Here is a 19,321-nt window from a genome sequence, read left to right as displayed (position 1 = left end):
GGAACACTGTTTGGAGTAACTCCATTCGCTCGCTGTTATTTGGTGTCATTCAAAATGATTGATTCCGCTCGCCCGCGCTACTCGATCGAACAGATTTCTGGCTGTAAATATGAGATCGATTAGTCTTGATCTTTCATGTGCCCAGCGGAACGGAAGATGGGGTCGTAACATACCGGTGGCCTATCCTCGATCTTCGTGTGGTCGGCTGAGGCGCCGGCAAGCTCGCCCTGAGTGACGAGGTGAGCGTCGAATCCCGGGCCGAGTTGGAACTTCATTGGTTTCGAGGTCTTACGGCCGGAGCCCTGAAGAGATGAACCGAATGGGTCCCGTCAACGTCTCACGATCATGCGACTGTCCGTCCTGCTGTTTCTTGTCGCGCTGACCGCTTGCGGCGCCCCCGCGACCACGGCTCGAACCTCGGACGCCTTGGCAACGGCATCCACACCCCCTACGCGGGAAGCACCGGAGACGGGGGCCGCACCGAAAACATCGGTGTCCCCGGCCTCGACGGGGCCGACGCCCCGATCCGCGTGCGCCCCGGTCCCGGCCAGAGCACTGAACCTCAGGCTGCTCCGGCAGACGGCCTTCGACTACGACCCGCTCAACTCCCCGGAGGAACTCGCGGCGAAGGCCCCACTGGTCGTCGCGGGCACCGTCGAGGACTTCCTGCCGGGGCAGATCGTGGAGGAGGGGATCCCCGGTGACCGCACGCACTACGTGCTGATGCCGGTGCGGGTGACCGAGCGGTTCAAGGGGCCGGTCGCCCGCCTGGTCCACGTGAAGTTCTACCAGGGTGCGCGAAGAAACGAGAGCCCGGCCCTTTCGGTGGCAGATTTCCGCCGGGCGGTGCCCCGGGGCACCCGGGTCCTGCTGTTCGTCTATCCGGACACCCGCGAGGGAACCGTCATCAAGGACCGCGCCGCGCTCCCGGCCGGAACGCCGATCTACTCGGCCCATCCGCAGGGCGTGCTTCTCGGCCGGGGCCTGACGGTGATCGGCGGCATGGAGGAGATCAACCCGGCCTCTCGCTGGGCCGATCCCTGCGGCCTGGACGGCATCGCCACCCGCCTACGCGCCGCCGGCCACCAAGGACAGTGACCACCTCCACCACAGGCGGAAGCCCGCACTCGGCTTCCGTGAACGATTCCCGAACGCCCGTCAGCCGCCCTGACCTTCCCGATTGATCAGCCGCCCGCAGTAAGGGCCGACCGGTGAACGGTCTCACCGGGAAGCGTCGAGGGCCGGTGAGCGGCTGACCAGGGAGTCGCCCAGGGGGGTGCGGTGGTAAAGGACGGTGCGGCCGGTGCGGTTGCCGGTGATCAGGCCCGCGTTGCGCAGGGCGGCGATGTGGCCGCCCACGGTACCGAGGCTCAGGCCCAGCAGGGTGACGAGCTGGGTGGTGGTGGCAGGGGTCGCGAGTTCCAGCAGCAGGCGGGTCCTGGTCCTGCCGATCAGGTGGACCAGGCCGTCCGCCGCCTCGGCCGGGATACCGACGCCCCTGGCCGGATAGCTGATCGCGTACGGCCAGTCGTCCTCCAGGTAGGAGCCCATCTTGATGGGGAACACGGTCGGCACGAAGAGCAGCCCGCGCCCGTTGAGCCGGTGGGTCTCGTCCGTGCCCCCGGCCGGCACCTCGATGACACCGTCGGGATGCCACCGGATCCGCGGGGTGAGGTCGTCGAGCGCCGCCGCCCAGCCGTAGGTCGCCAGGCGGCCCGCCCGCTGGATCACGTCCCGCTCCAGGATCGCGTGGAAGCGCGGCCACGCGGGGGAGACGATCTCCTCCCAGATCGCCTGGAGCGCCTCGGCGAAGAGCCGTACGACGTCGGGGGAGAACAGCACCTCCCTGACAGGCGCGGAAGGGCGCGGCATCCCCTCCAGGTTCCTGGCGATCTCGTCGTGCGCCTGCGCCACCGGGGTGGCCCGTACCACCGCGAGCTCCGCCTCGAACGGGGTGTCCACTCCGGTCGGCGGCGGTGCGGGGAAGTCGGCGTTGTAGTGCCGCTCGCGGAAGAGCGCCACCAAAGGGGCCAGTCCCGGCTGCGTGAGCAGCAGTCTCTTGTACGGCTCCCGCATCCGGTCCGCCCACGACCGCCACTGGCCGGACCCCCTGGCCCCGGACAGGATCCAGAGGGCATGCTTGGTCACGATGAGCGGGGAGATGGCGAACCTGCTGGCCATGATGTCGTGCGGGGTGACCTCGATGCGATAGACCACTGAGCAACCTTTCGGATATATCCGAAAGATTAGCCAGCGGTCCGGGTGCCGTTCAGCATCGTCTCCATGACCACACAAGAACGCGGCGCGACCTACACGGAGGTCTTCGCGAGCGGTGAGTTCCGTGTCCTGTTCGGAAGCTTCACCCTTCTGGTGGCCGGTGACCAGGTCAAGATGCTGGCCCTGTCGGCGCTGGTCTACGCGCGGACCGGCTCGCCGGGGCTGTCGGCGGCGGCGTACATGCTGGGCTTCCTGCCCTACGCCGTCGGCGCGACGTTCCTGCTCTCGCTGGCCGACCGGATCCGGCCGCGCGCGCTGATGATCATGGGGGAGCTGCTGCGGGTGGTGACCTGCCTGCTGATCGCCTTCGCCGGACTGTCCGTCTGGGCGATGCTCGCCCTGGTCCTGGTCACCGGCCTGTTCTCACCGGTCTTCGGGGCCGCGCGGATAGCCCTGCTGCCCGACCTGCTGCCGGGGGACGCGTTCGTGCTGGGCAGGTCGGTGCTGACCGTGACGTCGGCGGGAGCGCAGATCGGCGGGCTGGCCGTGGGCGGCGGCATCCTCGCCGCCACCGGACCCTCGGGGGCGCTGGCCGCCACCGCCGCGCTGTCCGTGCTGGCCGCCGTGGTGCTCCGCTTCGGCCTGCCCGACTTTCCGGCCAGGAACGCGGAGGCCGGTGGCCGGGCGGAGGACGACGACGCCCCCAACGGCGCGGAGGGCGGCCGCCCTGCCGGTGATGGCGCTGTGTGGGACGGCGGTTCTCCCGCGTCTCCCACCGGGGAGGCGGAACGCGGGGGCGTGCGCACCGAGCAGGCGAGAGGCAGGGGTGCCGTCTGGGAGACCCTGCGGGTCAACCGGGTGCTGCTGGCGGATACGCGGATACGCGGCCTGCTTCTCGCGCAGTGGCTGCCGGTGGCGTTCGTGACGGGTGGTGAGGCGGTGCTGGTCCCCTACCTGGGGAGCACCGCCGGGTACGCGCTCGCCGCGGCCTCCGCGGGCCTGGCGGTGGGAAGCTTCGTCGTCGGCCGGCTGGTCTCGCCCTCGGGCAGGGAGCGGCTGGCGTTTCCCATGGCGGTGGCGTCGGGCCTTCCGCTGCTGGTGTTCGCCTTCCAACCGGGGCTCGGGGGAGCCGCGCTGCTCGTACTGCTCGCCACGGTGGCGTCGACCGCCTACGAGCTCGGGTTGCAGCGGCGGTTCGTGGAGGCGGTGCCCGAGTCGATCAGGGGGCAGGCGTTCGGCCTGGCCTCGGCCGGGATGATGTCCGGCCAGGCGCTCGGCGCGGCCCTGGTGGGCGTGGCCGCCGAGCTGACCTCCCCGCACATGGCGATCGTCCTGGCGGGGGCCACGGTCGTCTGCTGCTCACTCGCCCTGCACCGCTCCCTGCGGCCGGAGCCTTCCTGACCGGACCTCCTCGTACGGTCGGCGAGAATGGAGGTTCGTGCAGAACGTTCCACCTCGCGGCAGGAGATCACCTACGTTGTCCCAGAAGCGCGAAGTCCCCCTGGCGGGCGGAGACCGTCCCGGTCTGCGGGCCGACTGTGCGAACTGCTTCGGGCTGTGCTGTGTCGCGCTGCCCTTCGCCGCCTCGGCCGATTTCGCGATCGACAAGGACGCGGGGAAGCCGTGCGTGAACCTGCGGGCGGACTTCCGCTGCGGCATCCACGCGAACCTCCGCGAGCGGGGCTTTCCCGGCTGCACCGTCTTCGACTGCTTCGGCGCGGGGCAGCAGGTCTCCCAGGTCACCTTCGGCGGGCAGGACTGGCGGCAGGCTCCGGGCACCGCCGGGCAGATGTTCGAGGTGTTTCCCGTCATGCGGCAGCTCCACGAGCTGCTCTGGTACCTGACCGAGGCGCTGGCGCTGCCGCAGGCCCGCCCCATCCACGATGATCTCCGTCACGCGCTGGACGACACCGAGCGCCTCACCCGTGGCAGTGCCGAAACGCTCGTGGAAACGGACGTGGCGACGGTCCGTCAGGGCGTCAACGCCCTGCTGCTCCGCACCAGCGAGCTGGTACGGGCCGAGGTGCCCGGCCGCAAGAAGAACCACCGGGGAGCCGATCTCATCGGGGCCAGGCTCAAGGGCGCCAACCTGCGCGGGGCCAACCTGCGCGGGGCCTACCTCATCGCGGCCGACCTGCGAAACGCCGACCTGCGTACGGCCGACCTCATCGGGGTGGACTTCCGGGACGCCGACCTGCGCGGTGCCGACCTCACCGGGAGCATCTTCCTCACCCAGGCCCAGGTCAACGCGGCCAGGGGAGACGCCGCGACCACGCTGCCCGCCGCGCTCACCCGCCCCGCGCACTGGTAGCGCTCCAGGTTCAACGACCCTGGTGGGCCTCGCGGGCGTCGAGCAGTGCGGGCAGGTGCGCCTCGGCCCATTCGCAGCAGGCGGCCATGGGCTTGAGGAGCGTGATTCCAAGCGGAGCCAGTTCGTACTCGACTCGTGGGGGGATCTCGGCGTAGGCGGTGCGTGTGATCAATCCGTCGCGCTCCATCGCCCGCAGTGACTCGGTGAGGACCTTTGGCGTGATGCCGCGTAGAGGCACCTGCAGTTCGGAAAACCGTCGAGGGCCCGCCTCCAGGCACCGGATGATCTTCCCTGTCCATTTGTCGCCGATCCGGACCGGGGAGGTGACGTGCGCGCATCCGTGGAACATGTCGGGATCAAGTGGCTCGCTCACGCCGGCAAGCGTACGTAACTATCGTTGCGGAAACCAAGGGGGCGCCCAATAGTGTCCGTGGCATCGGCCACCGATTCAGGTCGGCCTTGTCGAACGGAGCGTCGTCTCATGAGCAGGATCGTTGTCTTCGGTGCCGGTGGGCGTGCGGGTCGACGTGTGGTCGCCGAGGCTGTCACCCGCGGTCACCAGGTCACGGCGGTAGTGCGGGATCCGGCCAGGCACCAGGACCTGGCAGGTGACGGCGTGGTGCTGGCCGCCGGTGATGTCACCAGCGCGGACAGCATCGCGGCGGTGGCAGCGGGGCACGACGCGGCGATCAGCGCCGCCGCCCGGCTCGACATGTCGTCAGAGGAGTTCTTCGCGGGCGCGGCCCATGCCCTGCTCGATGGCCTGGCACGGTCCGGGGTGGTCCGGCTGCTGCTGATCGGGATCGGCACCACGCTGGAGATCGCGCCTGGGGTGCCCGTCCATGACGCGCCCGATTTTCCGGCGGAGGGCCGCGCGTTCTCCCTCGGGCATGCGGCGGAACTCGACGTGCTCCGTGCGGCGGACACGGAGATCGACTGGCTGGTCCTCGCCCCGCCGCCGGTCGTCCTCGACAATGACGCGCCACGCACCGGCCGGTACCGGATCGGTGGTGGCCAGGTTCTGCCGGCCGATGACGACGCCGCCACGTTCTCCTACGCCGACCTGGCGGTCGCGCTTGTGGACGAGGTCGAGACGGCGAAGCACCACCGCATGCTGGCGGCGGTAGCCCACTGATTGCGGCAACGACGGGGCATCCTGTCATCGGCGGTGGTTCGACGGTCACGGGGACGAACGCCCCAAGGCCGTCGACGAGGTGCCGCGAGCTCGCCCCCTTCAGGGCCGAGAAGCTGACAGCCAGGTGAGACGCCGAGCCCACCGGCTCTGGTGGTGCCTCATCCGGGGAGCTCTCCCGAGCCCCGGGGAATGAGCCGGGTCGGCAGCTCGACCCGCTCGGGGGTGCCCTGTTCGCCCGACAGGCGGCGGAACAGCAGCTCGGCGGCGGTCCTGCCGAGTCGCACCGGGTCCTGGGCCACCACGGTCACGCCGGGGACCAGCAGGTCGGCCAGCTCGAAGTCGTCGAAGCCCACCAGGGCCGGCCGGTGTCCGGTACGCAGCACGGCCACGGTGATCCGGCCGTTGCCGGTGAACACCGCGGTGGGCGGGGCATCGCCGGAGAGCATCCGGTTCAACGCCGGACCCGCCTGCTCGGCCGGGCCGGTCGCGACCAGTGACGGGTCGAAGGACAGGCCCGCCTCGCGGAGGGCACGGCGGTAGCCGTGCAGCCGCTCGCCCGCGGTGAAGATGGACGCGCTGTCGCCGATGAAGGCGATGCGGCGGTGACCGTGCCGGATCAGGTGGCTCACCCCCGCGTACGCGCCGCCCGCGTTGTCGCAGAGCACGGTGTCGGCGTCCAGCCCTCCCGGCCGGTCGGCGAAGACGGCGGCGATGCCCGCGTCGAGTTCGGGCCGCAGGTAGTCGTGGTCGGTCCCGGCGGGCACGATGACCAGGCCGTCGACCCTGCGCGAGCAGAAGGCGAGGATCAGCTCCCGCTCGCGCCGGGGGTCCTCTCCCGAGGAGCCGCTGAGCACCAGCGAGCCGTGCCGGAGCGCCACGTCCTCGACCGCGCGGCTGAGCCCCGAGTAGAAGGGGTCGGCCACGTCCTCGATCACCAGGCCGATGGTCGCGGTCCTGCCCTGGCGCAGCACCCGGGCGCTCTCGTTGCGCCGGTAGCCGAGCCGCTCGATGGCGGCCGTGACCCGTGCGGCCGTGGCGGGGTTGACCCCCGGCTCCTCGTTGACGACCCGGGAGACGGTCTTCAGCGCCACCCCGGCCGCCTCCGCGACGTCCTTCATGGTGGGACGGCCTCGCACACTCTCTGTCACGACTCGATCATCGCCCATGCACAGCGTACTGACAACGTTGTCAACAGTGATCGGGTGAACTCGCGTCCGAGCCGTCGTCCGTTGCGGGCTGGTCCGTGGGGTCCGGCCACGTCCGGACCCCACGTCCGGACCCCACGCCCGGATCAGGAGGCGGCGGCCCGTACCGCGTCGGCCGGCGGTGTGCCGGGCCGGCCGATCAGGCGGCTGAGGTCGTCGCCGGGGGTGTCGAGGTCGCCACGCGCGATGGCCCCGTCCAGGCCGGCGACGAAGTGGGCGGTGCCCTCGTCGAGACCGGCGGACTGGAGGACGCCGGCCAGCTCGGAGACCGTGACGTCGCGGTACACGACCTTCGTCCCGGTCACCTCGGTGATCGTCGTGGCGAGTTCCGTCAGTGTGAACGGCGTGCCGCCCAGCTCGTAGACGGCGTTGTCGTGGCCCTCGCCGGTCAGCGCGGCGGCAGCGGCGGCGGCGTAGTCGGCCCGGGTGGCGGCGGCGATCCGCCCGTCGCCGGCGGCGCCGAGGATCTCGCCGCGCTCAAGGTACTGGCCGAGCTGGTCGGTGTGGTTCTCGGTGTACCAGCTGTTGCGCAGCAGGGTGAACGGGATGCCGGACTCGCGCAGCACGATCTCGGTGGCCTTGTGCTCCGCGGCGAGGGAGAGTTCGGCGGTGTCCGCGCGCAGGATGCTGGTGTAGGCGATGCGTGCGACTCCGGCGGCCCTGGCGGCCTCGATCACGGCCGTGTGCTGGGGCACCCGCCGGCCGACCTCGTTGCCCGAGATGAGCAGCAGGTTGGTGACGTCCCGCAGTGCGGCGGGCAGCGTCTCGGGCCGGGAGTAGTCGCCCTCGCGTACCACGACACCCCTGGCGGCGAGGTCGGCGGCCTTGGACGGGGTGCGGGCGATGGCGACGACGTCGGTGGCGGGGACGCCCTCGGCGAGCAGCGCGTCGATGACGAGACGGCCGAGGGGGCCGGTGGCGCCGGTGATGGCGTAGGTGGTCATGATCTCTCCTGGGGGTCGCCCGTGATTACCGGCCAGCAGTACTAACTTTTATACAGTACTGGTTGTTTTGTGAACTCTGTACCCTTGGGGTATGCCGAACGCGTGTGCCCCCGATCCCGACACCGGTGAACCCACCGACGAACTCGTCAGCGACGTGTTCGCCCGCGACTGCACCTCCCGGGCGGCGCTGGAGGATGTGGCCGGCAAGTGGGGAATCCTCGCGCTGCTCGCCCTCGGTGAGTCCGGTTACCGGTTCAACGCCCTGCGGCGACGGGTGGCGGGCGTGAGCGAGAAGATGCTGGCGCAGACCCTGCAGACCCTTGAGCGAGACGGCATGGTCACCCGCGAGGTGCTGACGGTGATACCCGCCCGGGTGGAGTACTCCCTGACCCCGCTCGGCGCCCGCGTCGCCGAGCGTCTGCGCGGTCTCGCCGATCTACTCGAAGGCTCCGTGGACGAGATCGGTGCGGCGCGCGAGGCGTACGACAGCCGCCAGGCGTGACCGCGGGTGGGAACGGCTCAGGAGGACTCTCTCCAGGAGGCCCGGGTGGTGCCTCCCGCGGTCCCGGCCGCGTGCAGGTCGGCCTCGACGCGGGCCGCCGCCGCGAGCAGCGGCGGCAGCAGGTCGCGGCGGGCGGACTCGGGGGTGGTACGGCTCGCGTGGGAGGAGATGTTCATCGCGGCGGCCACCCGGCCGGAGCGATCACGAATCGGCACGGCGATCGAGCGCAGCCCCTCCTCCAGCTCCTGGTCGACCATCGCCCAGCCCTGGGAGCGGACCCGCTCCAGCTCGGCTCGGAGTGCCTCGGAGGTCGTGACGGTCTTCGGGGTGAACCTGCGCAGTGCGGCACGCTCCAGGTAGGCGTCCAGCTCGTCCGGGGGCAGCCAGGCGAGCAGCACCCGGCCCATCGAGGTGCAGTGGGCCGGGAAGCGGGTGCCGATGTTGATGGTCACCCGCATGATCCGGGTGGTGGCCACCCGGGCCACGTAGACGACGTCCTCGCCGTCGAGCACGGCCACCGACGCCGACTCGTGCACCTCGGCGACCAGCCGTTCGAGGTGCGGCTCGGCCATCTCGGGCAGGGAGAGGCTGGACAGGTAGGCGTACCCGAGGTCCAGGACGCGGGGGGAGAGCGCGAACAGCCGCCCGTCGGTCCTGACGTAGCCGAGGTCGACGAGCGTCAGCAGGAACCGGCGGGCCGCCGCCCTGGTCAGGCCGGTCGCGCGGGCGACCTCGCTGAGCGTCAGCTCGGGGCTCGTCGCGCTGAACGCCTTGATCACCGAGAGCCCGCGCGCCAGCGACTGCACGTGGTCGGAGCCGCGGTCAACCGGTTCGATCATCGCCGTCCTCCTCGTTCCGATCGAACTCTAGCGCCGCCCGTGCCACCGCGAACGCCCGGTTCGCGGCGGGTACGCCCGCGTAGATCGCGGTCTGCAGCAGCACCTCCTTGATCTCCTCCTCGGTGAGACCGACGCGGAGCGCGGCCCGCACGTGCATGGCCAGCTCGTGCTCCTGCCCGAGCGTGGCCAGCATGGCGAGGGTGATGCAGCTGCGGGTGCGCCGGTCCAGGCCGGGACGGGTCCAGATCTCCCCCCAGGCGTACCTGGTGATGAACTCCTGGAAGTCGGCGGTGAACGGGGTGGCGCTCGCGGTGGCGCGGTCCACGTGCTCGTCACCGAGTACGGCCCGGCGCGTCGCGTCCCCGGTCTCCCACCCGCTCATGTCCCTGCTCTCCTCCGCGCTCATGTCCCTGGTTCCTCTCGTGCTCGTCCGCCGGTCTTCCCCGCGCTCACGTGCCGGGTTCCGCGAGGTTCCGGTGGGCGGCGAGTGCCCGGTCGACGAAGGTGAAGGCGGAGCCCAGGGCACCCGACGGGTCGAGGGCCGCGTCGACCTCCTCGGCGGTCAGGGGGACACCGGGATCGGCGAGCAGGACCTCCCGCAGCGTCAGGCCCCCGGCGGCGGCGCGGGCGCAGGCGGCGTCCACCAGCCGCCGGTCCTGCGGGGTGCCGCCGAGCCGGACGACCACCTGCTCGGCCATCAGCAGCCCCCGGGTCGCGTCGAGGTTGGCGCGCATCCTGGCGGTGTCCACGGTCAGGCCCTCCAGCACCTCGCGCAGCCAGGAGGCGGCGCTGCCGGTGAGCCGGAGCAACTCGCCCAGCGTCTCCCACTCGGCCTGCCAGGGCCCGGCCGCGCGCTCGTGCTCGGCGACCATGCCGCCGAGGAGGGAGGCGACCAGCCCGGGTACGCGCTGGACGCAGGCGAGTACCGACATCGAACCCACCGGGTTCCGCTTGTGCGGCATCGCGCTGGAGGTGCCCCGCCCGGGTCCGGTGGGCTCGGCGACCTCCGCCACCTCGGTCTGGGCCAGCAGCTTCACATCGTTCGCGATCTTGCCGAGCGTCCCCGCGGCGGTGCCGAGCGCGCAGGCGAGCCGGACGACCGGGGTCCGGTCGGTGTGCCAGGGAACGACCGGTTCGGCCAGCCCGAGCTCGGCCGCGAGCAGCGGCGGCACCTCGTGGCCCCGCTCGCCGAGGACCGACAGGGTGCCCGCCGCCCCGCCGTACTGGGCCGGCAGCGGCACCCGCGCCAGCTCGGTCCGGGAGCGGTCCAGCGCGCTCAGCCAGCCCGCCGCCTTCAGCCCGAACGTGATCGGTACGGCGTGCTGGCCGACCGTACGCCCGGCCATGACGCTGCCGCGGTGCTCGGACGACAGCCGCGCGCAGGCCCCGGCGCAGGCGGACAGGTCGGCCAGGACCGGGGCCAGGGCGCGGCGGGAGAGCAGCATCGCCGCGGTGTCGTTGATGTCCTGGCTGGTGGCGCCGTAGTGCACGAACCGCCGCAGGCCGGGCTCGATCCGCGCCCGCAGGGCGGCGACCAGGCCGATGACGGGGTTGCCGCTCCGAGCCGCCTCGGCGCCCAGTTCGGCGAGGTCGTAGAGCTCGGGACGGCAGGCCGCGGCCACTGCCGGGGGCACCTCGGTGGGGACCAGTCCGATCCCGGCCTGCGCGGTGGCCAGCGCGGACTCGACGTCCAGCATGGCGGCCAGCCACGCGACGTCCGACACCTGCGCGGCGGCCCCGCCCCTGGCGAACATCCCGGAGAACAGCCCGGCGGTGGCGGGAGCGGTCATGGTCACCTCCGGATGGCTCGAATGTCGTTCACGGCGGCCCGGGAGTCAGCGCCCCCGGGGGCAATGCTGACCTACCCGGCGCCGCCTTCTTCACGGCCGTCCGCCGGTGAGCCCGCGGAGGGCGGCGAGCTCCTCCGGGGCCGGGGGCGCGGTCTCGCGGAGGCCGGGGGCGGCGGCCAGCGCCCAGCCGGTGGCGGCGCGGGCCTCGTCGAGGGTGACGCCGGGGTGCAGGTGGGTGAGGACCAGCTCGCAGGTGTCCGGGTCGGGCTCCAGGATGCCCAGGTCGGTGATGACCGTGCGGGGGCCGCTGCCGCGCAGGCCGAGGCGCTCGCGGTCGCCGGGCCCCGAGCCGAAGCCCACGGAGGTCACGAAGTCCACCCGGTCGACGAACGTGCGGCGGCTCTGCCGCACGACCACCGTCACCTCGCGGCAGGAGGTGGCGATCTCGGGGGCCCCGCCCGCGCCGGGCAGCCGGACCTTCGGGTCGTTGTAGGGGCCGATCACCGTCGTGTTGATGTTGGCGAACCGGTCGATCTGGGCGGCGCCCAGGAATCCGACGTCGATCCGGCCCGGCTGGAGCCAGTAGTTGAAGATCTCCGGCACGCTGACGACGGCGTCGGCGGTGTCGGCCAGCACGCCGTCCCCGATCGACAGGGGCGGCCGGTCGGGCTTGGCGCCGATGGTGCCGGACTCGTAGACGAGGACCAGGCCGGGGGCGTGCGTACGGCGGGCGAGGTTGGCGGCGACGCTGGGCAGGCCGATGCCGACGAAGCACGAGCCGCCGTCCCGCAGCCGCCGGGCCGCGGCCACGGTCATCATCTCGTCGGAGGTGTAGCCGGCGCTGTGGGAGGGGGCGGTCGTCAAAGCACGTGCTCTCTCATCCAGGCCGCGAAGGTCTCCCGGTCGCGGCTGATCTCGTCCCAGGCGAGGTAGAAGTCGTTGTCGCGGCTGGAGTACCCGGCGCTGTAGGAGGGGTGGGAGCCGCCGGGGGCCTCGGAGACGTAGGTGATCGCCCAGCCGGGCAGCACGATCGCGCCGGGGCGCGGCTCCAGCTCGTCGACGACCTCCTCCACGGTGACCAGCGAGCGGCGGGCGGCCAGGACCGCCTCCTTCTGCACGCCGGTGATGCCCCAGAGCTGCACGTTGCCCCGCCGGTCGGCACGCTGCGCGTGGATCACGGCGACGTCCGGATTGATCGCGGGGACCGCGGTCAGCTCCTCGCCGGTGAACGGGCAGGTGATCGGCCTGATGTTGGCGGTCCTGCCGGGCAGGTCGGTGCCCCGGTAACCGCGCAGCACCGCGAAGGGCAGCCCGGAGGCCCCGGCGACGTAGGCGTTCGCGATGCCCGCGTGGCTGTGCTCCTCGATCTCCAGGGGGCCTGGCCAGTGGTTCTGCACCGCGTCGCGGAAGCGGTGCAGCGAGCCCACCCCGGGGTTGCCGCCCCAGGAGAAGACCAGCCTGCCGGCACAGCCCATCCCGATCATCTGGTCGTAGATCAGGTCGGGGGTCATCCTGATCAGGGTGAGATCGCGGCGCCCCTGCCTGATGATCTCGTGCCCGGCCGCGTAGGGGATGAGGTGGGTGAAGCCCTCCATCGCCACGCTGTCGCCGTCGTGCACGAGATCGGCCACCGCCTCGGCGAGCGGAACCACCGTGGCCATCGCGCCCCCTTAACGCATGTTCGGCATACGAACGAATGTTCTTTGAGTGAACATACTGACTCACCGTCCGGATGGTCAAACCGGTGGCCACCGTTCCTTGACATAGAGGCGTTCACCGAGACCCGCTGGGTGACGATGCGAGGATCGGTGAGCCACCGCGTTGCCGTGGCGGCTTCATCGGTGCGTGCCCGGCACGGGTGCCGGGCCCCACCCCTCGAAGCGCTTCACCGAGCGGGCTGTGGGAAAGTTGGCCAATGGTCGAGCGGGGGGTCGGTGTGTCGCGGGTGTCGTGGGTGGTGCTCATCGCGGGCTTCGTGCTCGCCTCGCTCAACCTGCGGCCCGCGCTGGCGAGCGTCTCCCCGGTGCTGGACGAGATCATGGGCGACCTCGGGCTGAGCGCCGCCGGGGGAGGAGCGATCACCACGGCCATGGTGGTCTGCCTGGGCGTGCTGGGCCCGCTCGCCCCGCTGCTCGCCCGCCGCTTCGGCCTGGACCGCACGCTCATGGCCGGGCTGCTGATCCTGGCCGCCGGGGTGATGCTGCGCAGCGCGGGAAGCGTCCCCGCGCTCTACGCGGGAGCGGCCGTCGCCGGCATGGCCATCGCCGTCATGAACGTCGCGATGCCCGGCGTGGTCAAGCAGCACTTCCCCTCGCGGGTCGGCCTGTTCACCGGGATCTACGTCTCCGGACTGGTGCTGGGCGCCGCCGCGGCGTCCGGGCTGATGATCCCGCTGGAGCGTGCCACCGGGTACGGCTGGCGCGAGGTGACCGCGATGACCGCGATCCCGGCGCTGGCCGCCGCGGTGTTCTGGCTGCCCCAGGCACTGCGCCGCCCCGCCCGCTCCGAGGTCGCGCCCAGACCGTTCGCACAGCTGCTCCGCACCCGGGTGACCTGGTACGTCACCGTCTACATGGGCCTGCAGTCGCTGACCTTCTACGTCATGCTGGCCTGGCTACCGACGATCTTCAAGGACGCGGGACTCCCCGCCGACCAGGCCGGATACCTGCTCAGCCTCACCAACCTGGCCCAGGTGGCGGCCACGTTCACGGTCCCGATCCTCGCCGGGCGCGCACGGTCGCAGGTGCCGTACGTCACCGCCGCGACCCTCCTCACGGTGGCCGGATACCTCGGTGTGCTGTTCGCCCCGGCCACCCTCCCGTGGCTCTGGATGATCGTCCTCGGTGTGGGACAGGGCGCCTCGATCGCGCTGGCCCTGCTCATCATCGCGCTCCGCGCCCCCGACCCGGTCTCGGTGACCGCGCTCTCGGCCGTCGCCCAGTCCGTCGGGTATGTGCTGGCCGCGCTCGGGCCGCTCCTGGTCGGCGCGCTCCACCAGTTCTCCGGTGGCTGGACGCTGCCGCTGCTGGCCGGGCTCGGCGCGTGCGGCCTGCAACTGGCGGCCGGGTTCCTGGCGGGGCGACCGGTCACGCAGGCCGGTACGGGCGCCCCGCCGGGAACCCGGCCGGCCGAGGATTCCCCCTCCCTGGCCTGACCCGTCGCCCCTCGGGGTCGGCGGAGCGGCTCAGGACATCGGCTCTCGGCGCAGGCGGAGACAGAAACAGGCGCCCCCGTCCTTGCCGGGTTCGTACCAGGCGTCGCCGCCGTTGCCCCGGGCGAGGTTGCGGACGATCCAGAGCCCCAGCCCGGTTCCCTCCGTTTCCTGCTCGACCGTCGGCGCGCGGCTGAAGCGCTCGAACAGCCGGGGCACGAAATCCTCCGGCACACCCGCCCCCCGGTCACACACCCGGACCTGGACCCAGCCAGGCCGCCCGAACGCGGACACCTCGATCGGCGGGTGCCCATAGGCGAAGGCGTTCTCCAGGTAGTTCTCCAGCATCGCCGCGAACTCCTTGCGATCGACCCTGGCCACCAGCTCGGGACTGCAGGACAGGTGCACGTCCTGGGGCCGCCCGTCCACCTCGCCCAGCCGCTCGAGGATGAATTCGAGCACGGGGACGCGTTCCAGGGAGGCGGACGCACCCCTCGCGTCGATCGTCGACGCGGTGAGGAGCTTCCGGACCAGCCCTTGGAGGCGAGCCGTGCGATCGGCGATGCGCTCGACGATCTCGGCCCTCTGCTCCTCGGCCAGCGCGACCAGGCGGTCACGCAGCACGTCCACCAGCACGCTGATCGCCGCCAGGGGATTGTGGAGTTCGTGGGCCGCGATCGCCACGGCGACGTTCTGGCGATCCAGGGCCGCTTCCATCTCCCGCTCTTCGTGCCTCTGGCGTGTGACGTCGCGGAGTGTCGCCACGTAGAGGTGCTCGCCCTCCAGGGTCGTGGCGGTGATCCGCATCTCGACCACCCGCCTGCCTCCGCCGGGCAGCATCAGGTCGATCCCGGTCGCCGCGCCGGCGACGAGGGGGAAGCCGAACAAGGTGCCGATGAGTTCCTCCGCCGGGCGGGCGAAGAGCTCCGCGGCGGCCGGGTTGCAGAGCCGGATGACTCCCTGCTCGTCGACCGCGATGATCCCGTCCGCCGAGGCCGACACGATCACCTGGTTGATGTTGCCCGGAGATCCCGCGTCGTCGGGCCGCCCCGGCTCGGAGCCCGCGGCGGACCTGCCCTCGGCTGAGGGATCCCCTTCGATCCTCACTCCGACGGCCCTTCTGTCCTCTCGGATCCGGGTGCCCACAGGGTCGCGGGGCTGATGTCCCCGGTGAGGATCTGGGAGATGCCCCGCAAGGGCTCACCGATGTGCATGCCGGTGTCGTCGATCGTCACCTCGCGGATGCCTTGGTCGTGGGCGGAACCCCGCGTCTGGAGTACGGTGATCGCACGCTGGACCTCTCCGACGCGCTCGACGTACTGGAGCAGGACCCAGACGTCGGTGAAGCCGGCGATCTCCGCGGTCGTCGGCGTGCCCGTTGCCATGAGCCGCCCCGTGGGTCTCGCTGTGAGAAGTGTCGTGATCTCGTTCTGGCGGAGGACCGCTCCCAGCGCGATGACGAAGTCGAGCAGGGCCCGTGGCGTGACGACGCGTTCGAGCGCGGACAGCGTGTCGATGACCAGCCGACGGGGCCCGAACTCCTCGATGGCCCGCCTGAGCTGGAGAAAGTGATCCTCTGGCGACGCCACCTCCGGGTAGTCGGAGATGACCCGGAGCAGGCCCGATGCCTGCATGGACCTGATGTCCAGGCCCCAGCCGTCGGCGTTGCGGAAAAGTTGCTCACGGGTCTCGTCGAAGGTGCAGAGCAGGCTGCGCTCGCCCGCCTCGAACGCGGTGGCGGCGAAACGCAGACCCGCCAGCGTCTTGCCCGTGCCGGTCGGGCCGGACATCAGGACGATCGCGTCCCGGTAGAAGCCGCCGCCGCACATCTTGTCCAACTCGGCGTTGCCCGACGAGACGCGGTCCGGTGACGCGCGGCCGGAGGACGCCAGGAACGCGAGGGGAATGACCACGATCCCGTCCTGCGGGTCGATGGTGAAGAGCCATTCCCCGGAACGGTGCGGGGCGCCGCGGAACTTGACGATCTCGACGGTACGGCTCCGCCGCCCCTGCCGCAGGACGTTGCGCAGGATGATGACGTTGTCCAGCACGAACTGTTCGACCCCGTAGCGGGTCACGCCGTCATACTCCGCGGGCCGCTCCGCGGTGAGCACCGAGGTGACCCCGAGCGTTTCGAGGATGGAGGCGATCCGGACCAGTTCGTGGCGGATGGTCTCGACGCCGGTGAAGCGGGTGAAGATCGCGCCGAGTGAGTCGAGCGCGACACGGCGGGCTCCGGTCTGGCGGACCGCGTGCTGGATGCGGGCCACCAGCGCGCCGAGGTCGTAGGACCCGACGGCCTGCTCCTCCTCGCCGATGCCCATTGACGCGTCGACGAAGGCCCACTTCCCCTCGTCCTCCCACTGCTCGATGGGGAAGCCCAGCGAGGCCGAGTTACGCCGGATATGGCTGGATGTCTCCTCGAAGGTGACAAACACCCCCGGCTCGTTGAAACGCATGATCCCGCGAGCGAGGAACTCGACGGCGAACAGTGTCTTACCGCTGCCGGTCGTGCCGCTCACGAGCGTGGACCGGTTGGCGGGCAGCCCGCCCAGGGCGACATGGTCGAAGCCGTTGATCCCCGTGGGCATCCGCTCGATCGTTCCGCCGCCGCTCATCGTCGTGGCCTTTCCGAGGGCGGTTTTTCCAGAACCGGGAGGCCGAGGGCGACTGCGGCGCGGTCGTGGTCGGACAGGTCCCCGATCACCCGTCGCTGCGGTGGCGGCGCGAGTCTGATCACCGTCGGGGTGGCCAGGATCCGTCCCTCCTCCGCCAGGTCGGGCCGTTCGGCGGCGTCGATGACCTCGACCTCGTACGTGCCGGACAGGCGGGCGTTGCAGAGGAACCGCAGGTTCACCTCCGCCGCCTTGGACCGTTCCGTGTTCCCGGCCACATACAGCCTGAACGAGTAGGTGGTCACCTGGGAACTCGTCTCCAGCCTGCGCGGATCCCAAACGGCGCCCCGCGGGATGTGCAGCCGCCCGTGCCCCATCGGGGTGAGGAAAGGCCGGGGTGCGTACCCGGATCAGGTGAGCATGACCTTCCCCGGTACCTCGCGTACTCATAAGTCCCCGCGGTCACACCCGCCGCACGAAGACCCCCGTGACCGGGTCCGGCGGCCTTGCCCATCGCCCCGCGCCGCGAGTAGCGTCGTGAGCAGGGCCTTTGAACAGGATGTGTCGGCCGTTCAGCCTGTTCCCGGCCCTTGACCCCTGACTCGCCCGCGGGGCCATGGGCCCGGGTCCGGTCATGATCGGCAGACCTTATGGCGGCGGGGGGCCGCCCACGAGCCGGGAGGCGTTCGCGGTCCAAGTGAGCAGGAGCATCCGATGACCCGAGTCCTCGTGGTCGAGGACCAGCGGGCGCTTGCCGGCGCTCTTGAGATCGCGATCGACGCCCAGCCGGATCTGGACTGTGTGGGAGCCGTTGGAACGGTTGAGGATGCCGTACCCCTCATGAAGGCACACCACCCCGACGTCGTGCTCATGGACATCCACCTGCCCGACGTCGACGGAATCGAGGGCACGAGGCGGATCAAGGCGGCTTACCCGGAGACCCGCGTCCTCATTCTGACGGGAGACGCCACTCCTGATCTCTTCACGGCCGCCGCGGCGGTGGGCGCCGCCGGATTCCTTGCCAAGGACACGACGTTCCCGGCCATCCTCAGAGTGATCCGGGCTTCGGTCGACGAGAAGATCATCATGGTTGAGGGCGAGACGCTCGAAGTGCTCCTGCGGACCCCCTCACCCGGCACGCCACCCCGAGACGGCCGTGAGAACCGGGCGGGGCTCACCGCACGCGAACTGGAGGTCCTCGGGCTGATGGGGGAGGGGCTCGATCCCCGGGCGATCGCCGAACGGCTCGTCGTGAGCCTGCACACCGCTCGCGGCCATGTCAAGAACGTCATGGCGAAGCTGGGCGTGCACAGTCAGCTTGAGGCGGTCGTCGTGGCCACCCGGACGGGTCTCCTGCCCGGCCGGTAGGCGTACGGCCGAGCCGCGGGGGCGGCCCGAGGCGCAGGCGTCCCGTCCGGCCGGGGTCGCCGATCCGGCCCACCTGGGGGTGGTCATCGGCCCACCTGGGGGTGGCGGGTCCGCCGGCCGCCCTCCTAGCGTGGTGACCACGCACCGCACACTGCCAAGGTCTGGTTGCGGGAAGGAAAAACTGACATGAGGGATATGGTCGGTCTGTGTGACCACGTCGATGATTTCGACGTGTCTTCGGACCTCGGGCACGGGTGCCACGAGACTCCCGACCCCTCCGACGGTGTCGAGGTCGCCCAGACCATCGCCCGCACGCTGAAACGACTCAGGCAGGCGCTGCAGCAGCAGCGTCGGTTCGCCTCCGACGCCTCGCACGAGCTGCGCAGCCCCGTCGCCGCGCTGCGCGTGGAGCTTGAGGAGGCTCAACTGCATCCCGGCGATCATGACCTGGGGGAGGTGCTCGGGCGCGCGCTGAGCGACGTCGATCGACTTGAGGCGATCATCACCGATCTGCTCGTGCTCTCCAGGGCCGGGGAGAACACGCCGATCGAGTGGGAGCCGGTGGACCTGGCACAGCTGGTCCGGACGGAGGTCTTCCGGCGGGCGGACCGGCTCGACGTCCAGCTGCGGCTCGCACCCGGGGTGAACGTCAACACGGTCCGTCTCCAGCTTGCCCGGGTGCTCACCAACCTGCTGGACAACGCCCAGAGGCACGCGGAGCGCGTGGTGCGGGTCGAGGTCACCCGTGACGCGCACACCGCGGAACTGGCGGTCTCCGACGACGGAGCGGGGATCGTCGAGGCCGACCGGGAACGGATCTTCGAACGGTTCACCCGTCTGGACGCGGCCCGCAGCCGCGACCGCGGCGGCACCGGCCTTGGCCTGGCGATCGCTCGCGAGATCGCCGAGGGCCATCGGGGGACCCTCCGGGCCGAGGACTCACCCATCGGCGGCGCGTGTTTCGTGCTGCGGCTCCCGCTCACGGACCCCTCCGGACTCCCGTTCCACGACTCGGATCCGAGGCGGGCACGAGGGGATGGCGCCTTCGGGCGCCGCATGCTTGGCAACCCCGTGTGACCGGTGCCTACCTGGGATCAGGCCACCGCATCTCATGGCGGGCTTCAGGAGGATCGTCAGGCCGGTGCCGCCGCGGTCGCGTCCCCAGGCCCCCGAGGCCGTTGTCTTTGTGACTCGCTGTCCTTGTGGCTGACTTCCTTTGCGAGTCGTTGTCCCGATGGTCATCC

The 19,321-nt window shown here is 71.1% G+C and carries 20 protein-coding genes; 8 read left to right on the top strand and 12 right to left on the bottom strand.

Annotated elements, in window-relative coordinates:
- The first annotated feature begins 492 nt into the window (after window positions 1-492).
- Complete coding sequence (locus ACWD3H_RS12650) at window positions 493-1,098, top strand: hypothetical protein (RefSeq protein ID WP_451955034.1); 606 nt, start codon at window positions 493-495, stop codon at window positions 1,096-1,098.
- 123 nt (window positions 1,099-1,221) lie between these two features.
- Here the strand turns inward: ACWD3H_RS12650 and ACWD3H_RS12645 are convergent, their stop codons facing one another.
- On the bottom strand, window positions 1,222-2,217 hold the full coding sequence (locus ACWD3H_RS12645) for an ArsR/SmtB family transcription factor (RefSeq protein ID WP_451955033.1): 996 nt from the start codon (window positions 2,215-2,217) through the stop codon (window positions 1,222-1,224).
- 66 nt (window positions 2,218-2,283) lie between these two features.
- Here ACWD3H_RS12645 and ACWD3H_RS12640 point away from each other — a divergent pair, with 66 nt between their 5' ends.
- Together ACWD3H_RS12640 and ACWD3H_RS12635 are read left to right on the top strand one after the other, a co-directional pair.
- Window positions 2,284-3,618 carry an MFS transporter gene (locus ACWD3H_RS12640; RefSeq protein ID WP_451955032.1) on the top strand — a complete coding sequence of 445 codons (1,335 nt, stop codon included), beginning with the start codon at window positions 2,284-2,286 and terminating at the stop codon, window positions 3,616-3,618.
- A 76-nt stretch (window positions 3,619-3,694) separates the two neighbouring features.
- A complete protein-coding gene (locus ACWD3H_RS12635) occupies window positions 3,695-4,528 on the top strand; it encodes a pentapeptide repeat-containing protein (protein ID WP_451955031.1) in 834 nt (277 codons plus the stop codon).
- 10 nt (window positions 4,529-4,538) lie between these two features.
- Here the strand turns inward: ACWD3H_RS12635 and ACWD3H_RS12630 are convergent, their stop codons facing one another.
- Window positions 4,539-4,901, bottom strand: coding sequence for a winged helix-turn-helix transcriptional regulator (locus tag ACWD3H_RS12630; RefSeq protein WP_355554269.1), 363 nt, complete (start codon window positions 4,899-4,901; stop codon window positions 4,539-4,541).
- Between the two features lie 108 nt (window positions 4,902-5,009).
- Here ACWD3H_RS12630 and ACWD3H_RS12625 point away from each other — a divergent pair, with 108 nt between their 5' ends.
- Complete coding sequence (locus ACWD3H_RS12625; protein WP_355554267.1) at window positions 5,010-5,663, top strand: NAD(P)-dependent oxidoreductase; 654 nt, start codon at window positions 5,010-5,012, stop codon at window positions 5,661-5,663.
- Window positions 5,664-5,821: 158 nt separating this feature from the next.
- Here the strand turns inward: ACWD3H_RS12625 and ACWD3H_RS12620 are convergent, their stop codons facing one another.
- Both ACWD3H_RS12620 and ACWD3H_RS12615 read right to left on the bottom strand, forming a co-directional pair.
- Complete coding sequence (locus ACWD3H_RS12620) at window positions 5,822-6,811, bottom strand: LacI family DNA-binding transcriptional regulator (RefSeq protein ID WP_451955030.1); 990 nt, start codon at window positions 6,809-6,811, stop codon at window positions 5,822-5,824.
- Between the two features lie 143 nt (window positions 6,812-6,954).
- Window positions 6,955-7,812, bottom strand: coding sequence for an SDR family oxidoreductase (locus ACWD3H_RS12615; protein ID WP_451955029.1), 858 nt, complete (start codon window positions 7,810-7,812; stop codon window positions 6,955-6,957).
- Between the two features lie 91 nt (window positions 7,813-7,903).
- Here ACWD3H_RS12615 and ACWD3H_RS12610 point away from each other — a divergent pair, with 91 nt between their 5' ends.
- On the top strand, window positions 7,904-8,314 hold the full coding sequence (locus ACWD3H_RS12610) for a winged helix-turn-helix transcriptional regulator (RefSeq protein ID WP_355565892.1): 411 nt from the start codon (window positions 7,904-7,906) through the stop codon (window positions 8,312-8,314).
- Window positions 8,315-8,331: 17 nt separating this feature from the next.
- Here ACWD3H_RS12610 and ACWD3H_RS12605 read toward each other — a convergent pair whose 3' ends face one another.
- The 5 genes from ACWD3H_RS12605 to ACWD3H_RS12585 form a co-directional block, all read right to left on the bottom strand.
- On the bottom strand, window positions 8,332-9,153 hold the full coding sequence (locus ACWD3H_RS12605; protein WP_451955028.1) for an IclR family transcriptional regulator domain-containing protein: 822 nt from the start codon (window positions 9,151-9,153) through the stop codon (window positions 8,332-8,334).
- Window positions 9,137-9,559 carry a 4-carboxymuconolactone decarboxylase gene (pcaC, locus tag ACWD3H_RS12600; RefSeq protein ID WP_451955027.1) on the bottom strand — a complete coding sequence of 141 codons (423 nt, stop codon included), beginning with the start codon at window positions 9,557-9,559 and terminating at the stop codon, window positions 9,137-9,139. The genes ACWD3H_RS12605 and pcaC overlap by 17 nt, the downstream gene beginning before the upstream one ends.
- A gap of 43 nt (window positions 9,560-9,602) precedes the next feature.
- On the bottom strand, window positions 9,603-10,943 hold the full coding sequence (gene pcaB, locus ACWD3H_RS12595) for a 3-carboxy-cis,cis-muconate cycloisomerase (RefSeq protein ID WP_451955026.1): 1,341 nt from the start codon (window positions 10,941-10,943) through the stop codon (window positions 9,603-9,605).
- A gap of 90 nt (window positions 10,944-11,033) precedes the next feature.
- Complete coding sequence (locus ACWD3H_RS12590) at window positions 11,034-11,762, bottom strand: CoA-transferase subunit beta (protein WP_451955067.1); 729 nt, start codon at window positions 11,760-11,762, stop codon at window positions 11,034-11,036.
- Window positions 11,763-11,803: 41 nt separating this feature from the next.
- The gene (locus ACWD3H_RS12585; protein ID WP_350912144.1) at window positions 11,804-12,604 is read right to left on the bottom strand and encodes a CoA transferase subunit A; all 801 of its coding nucleotides are present in this window, start codon (window positions 12,602-12,604) and stop codon (window positions 11,804-11,806) included.
- Between the two features lie 254 nt (window positions 12,605-12,858).
- On the opposite strand from ACWD3H_RS12585, the gene ACWD3H_RS12580 reads away from it, so the two are divergent.
- The gene (locus ACWD3H_RS12580) at window positions 12,859-14,097 is read left to right on the top strand and encodes a CynX/NimT family MFS transporter (protein WP_451955025.1); all 1,239 of its coding nucleotides are present in this window, start codon (window positions 12,859-12,861) and stop codon (window positions 14,095-14,097) included.
- A 30-nt stretch (window positions 14,098-14,127) separates the two neighbouring features.
- Here ACWD3H_RS12580 and ACWD3H_RS12575 read toward each other — a convergent pair whose 3' ends face one another.
- Genes ACWD3H_RS12575 through ACWD3H_RS12565 form a run of 3 tightly spaced genes read right to left on the bottom strand, consistent with a single transcriptional unit; the run spans window position 14,128 to window position 17,086 of the window.
- Window positions 14,128-15,201: an ATP-binding protein gene (locus tag ACWD3H_RS12575; protein WP_451955024.1), complete on the bottom strand. Its 1,074-nt coding sequence runs from the start codon at window positions 15,199-15,201 to the stop codon at window positions 14,128-14,130.
- The gene (kaiC, locus tag ACWD3H_RS12570) at window positions 15,198-16,712 is read right to left on the bottom strand and encodes a circadian clock protein KaiC (protein WP_451955023.1); all 1,515 of its coding nucleotides are present in this window, start codon (window positions 16,710-16,712) and stop codon (window positions 15,198-15,200) included. Before kaiC ends, ACWD3H_RS12575 begins: the two co-directional genes overlap by 4 nt.
- A complete protein-coding gene (locus ACWD3H_RS12565; protein WP_451955022.1) occupies window positions 16,709-17,086 on the bottom strand; it encodes a circadian clock KaiB family protein in 378 nt (125 codons plus the stop codon). Before ACWD3H_RS12565 ends, kaiC begins: the two co-directional genes overlap by 4 nt.
- A 337-nt stretch (window positions 17,087-17,423) precedes the next feature.
- Here ACWD3H_RS12565 and ACWD3H_RS12560 point away from each other — a divergent pair, with 337 nt between their 5' ends.
- Both ACWD3H_RS12560 and ACWD3H_RS12555 read left to right on the top strand, forming a co-directional pair.
- Complete coding sequence (locus ACWD3H_RS12560) at window positions 17,424-18,077, top strand: response regulator transcription factor (RefSeq protein ID WP_355565869.1); 654 nt, start codon at window positions 17,424-17,426, stop codon at window positions 18,075-18,077.
- 231 nt (window positions 18,078-18,308) lie between these two features.
- Entirely contained in the window at window positions 18,309-19,154 is an 846-nt protein-coding gene (locus ACWD3H_RS12555; RefSeq protein ID WP_451955021.1) for a sensor histidine kinase, read from the top strand.
- Window positions 19,155-19,321 lie beyond the last annotated feature (167 nt).

It is taken from the genome of Streptosporangium sp. NPDC002607 (genome assembly GCF_053592655.1).
Note: the sequence above shows the minus strand (reverse complement) of the source record. Positions and strands in the feature narration are given on the sequence as shown.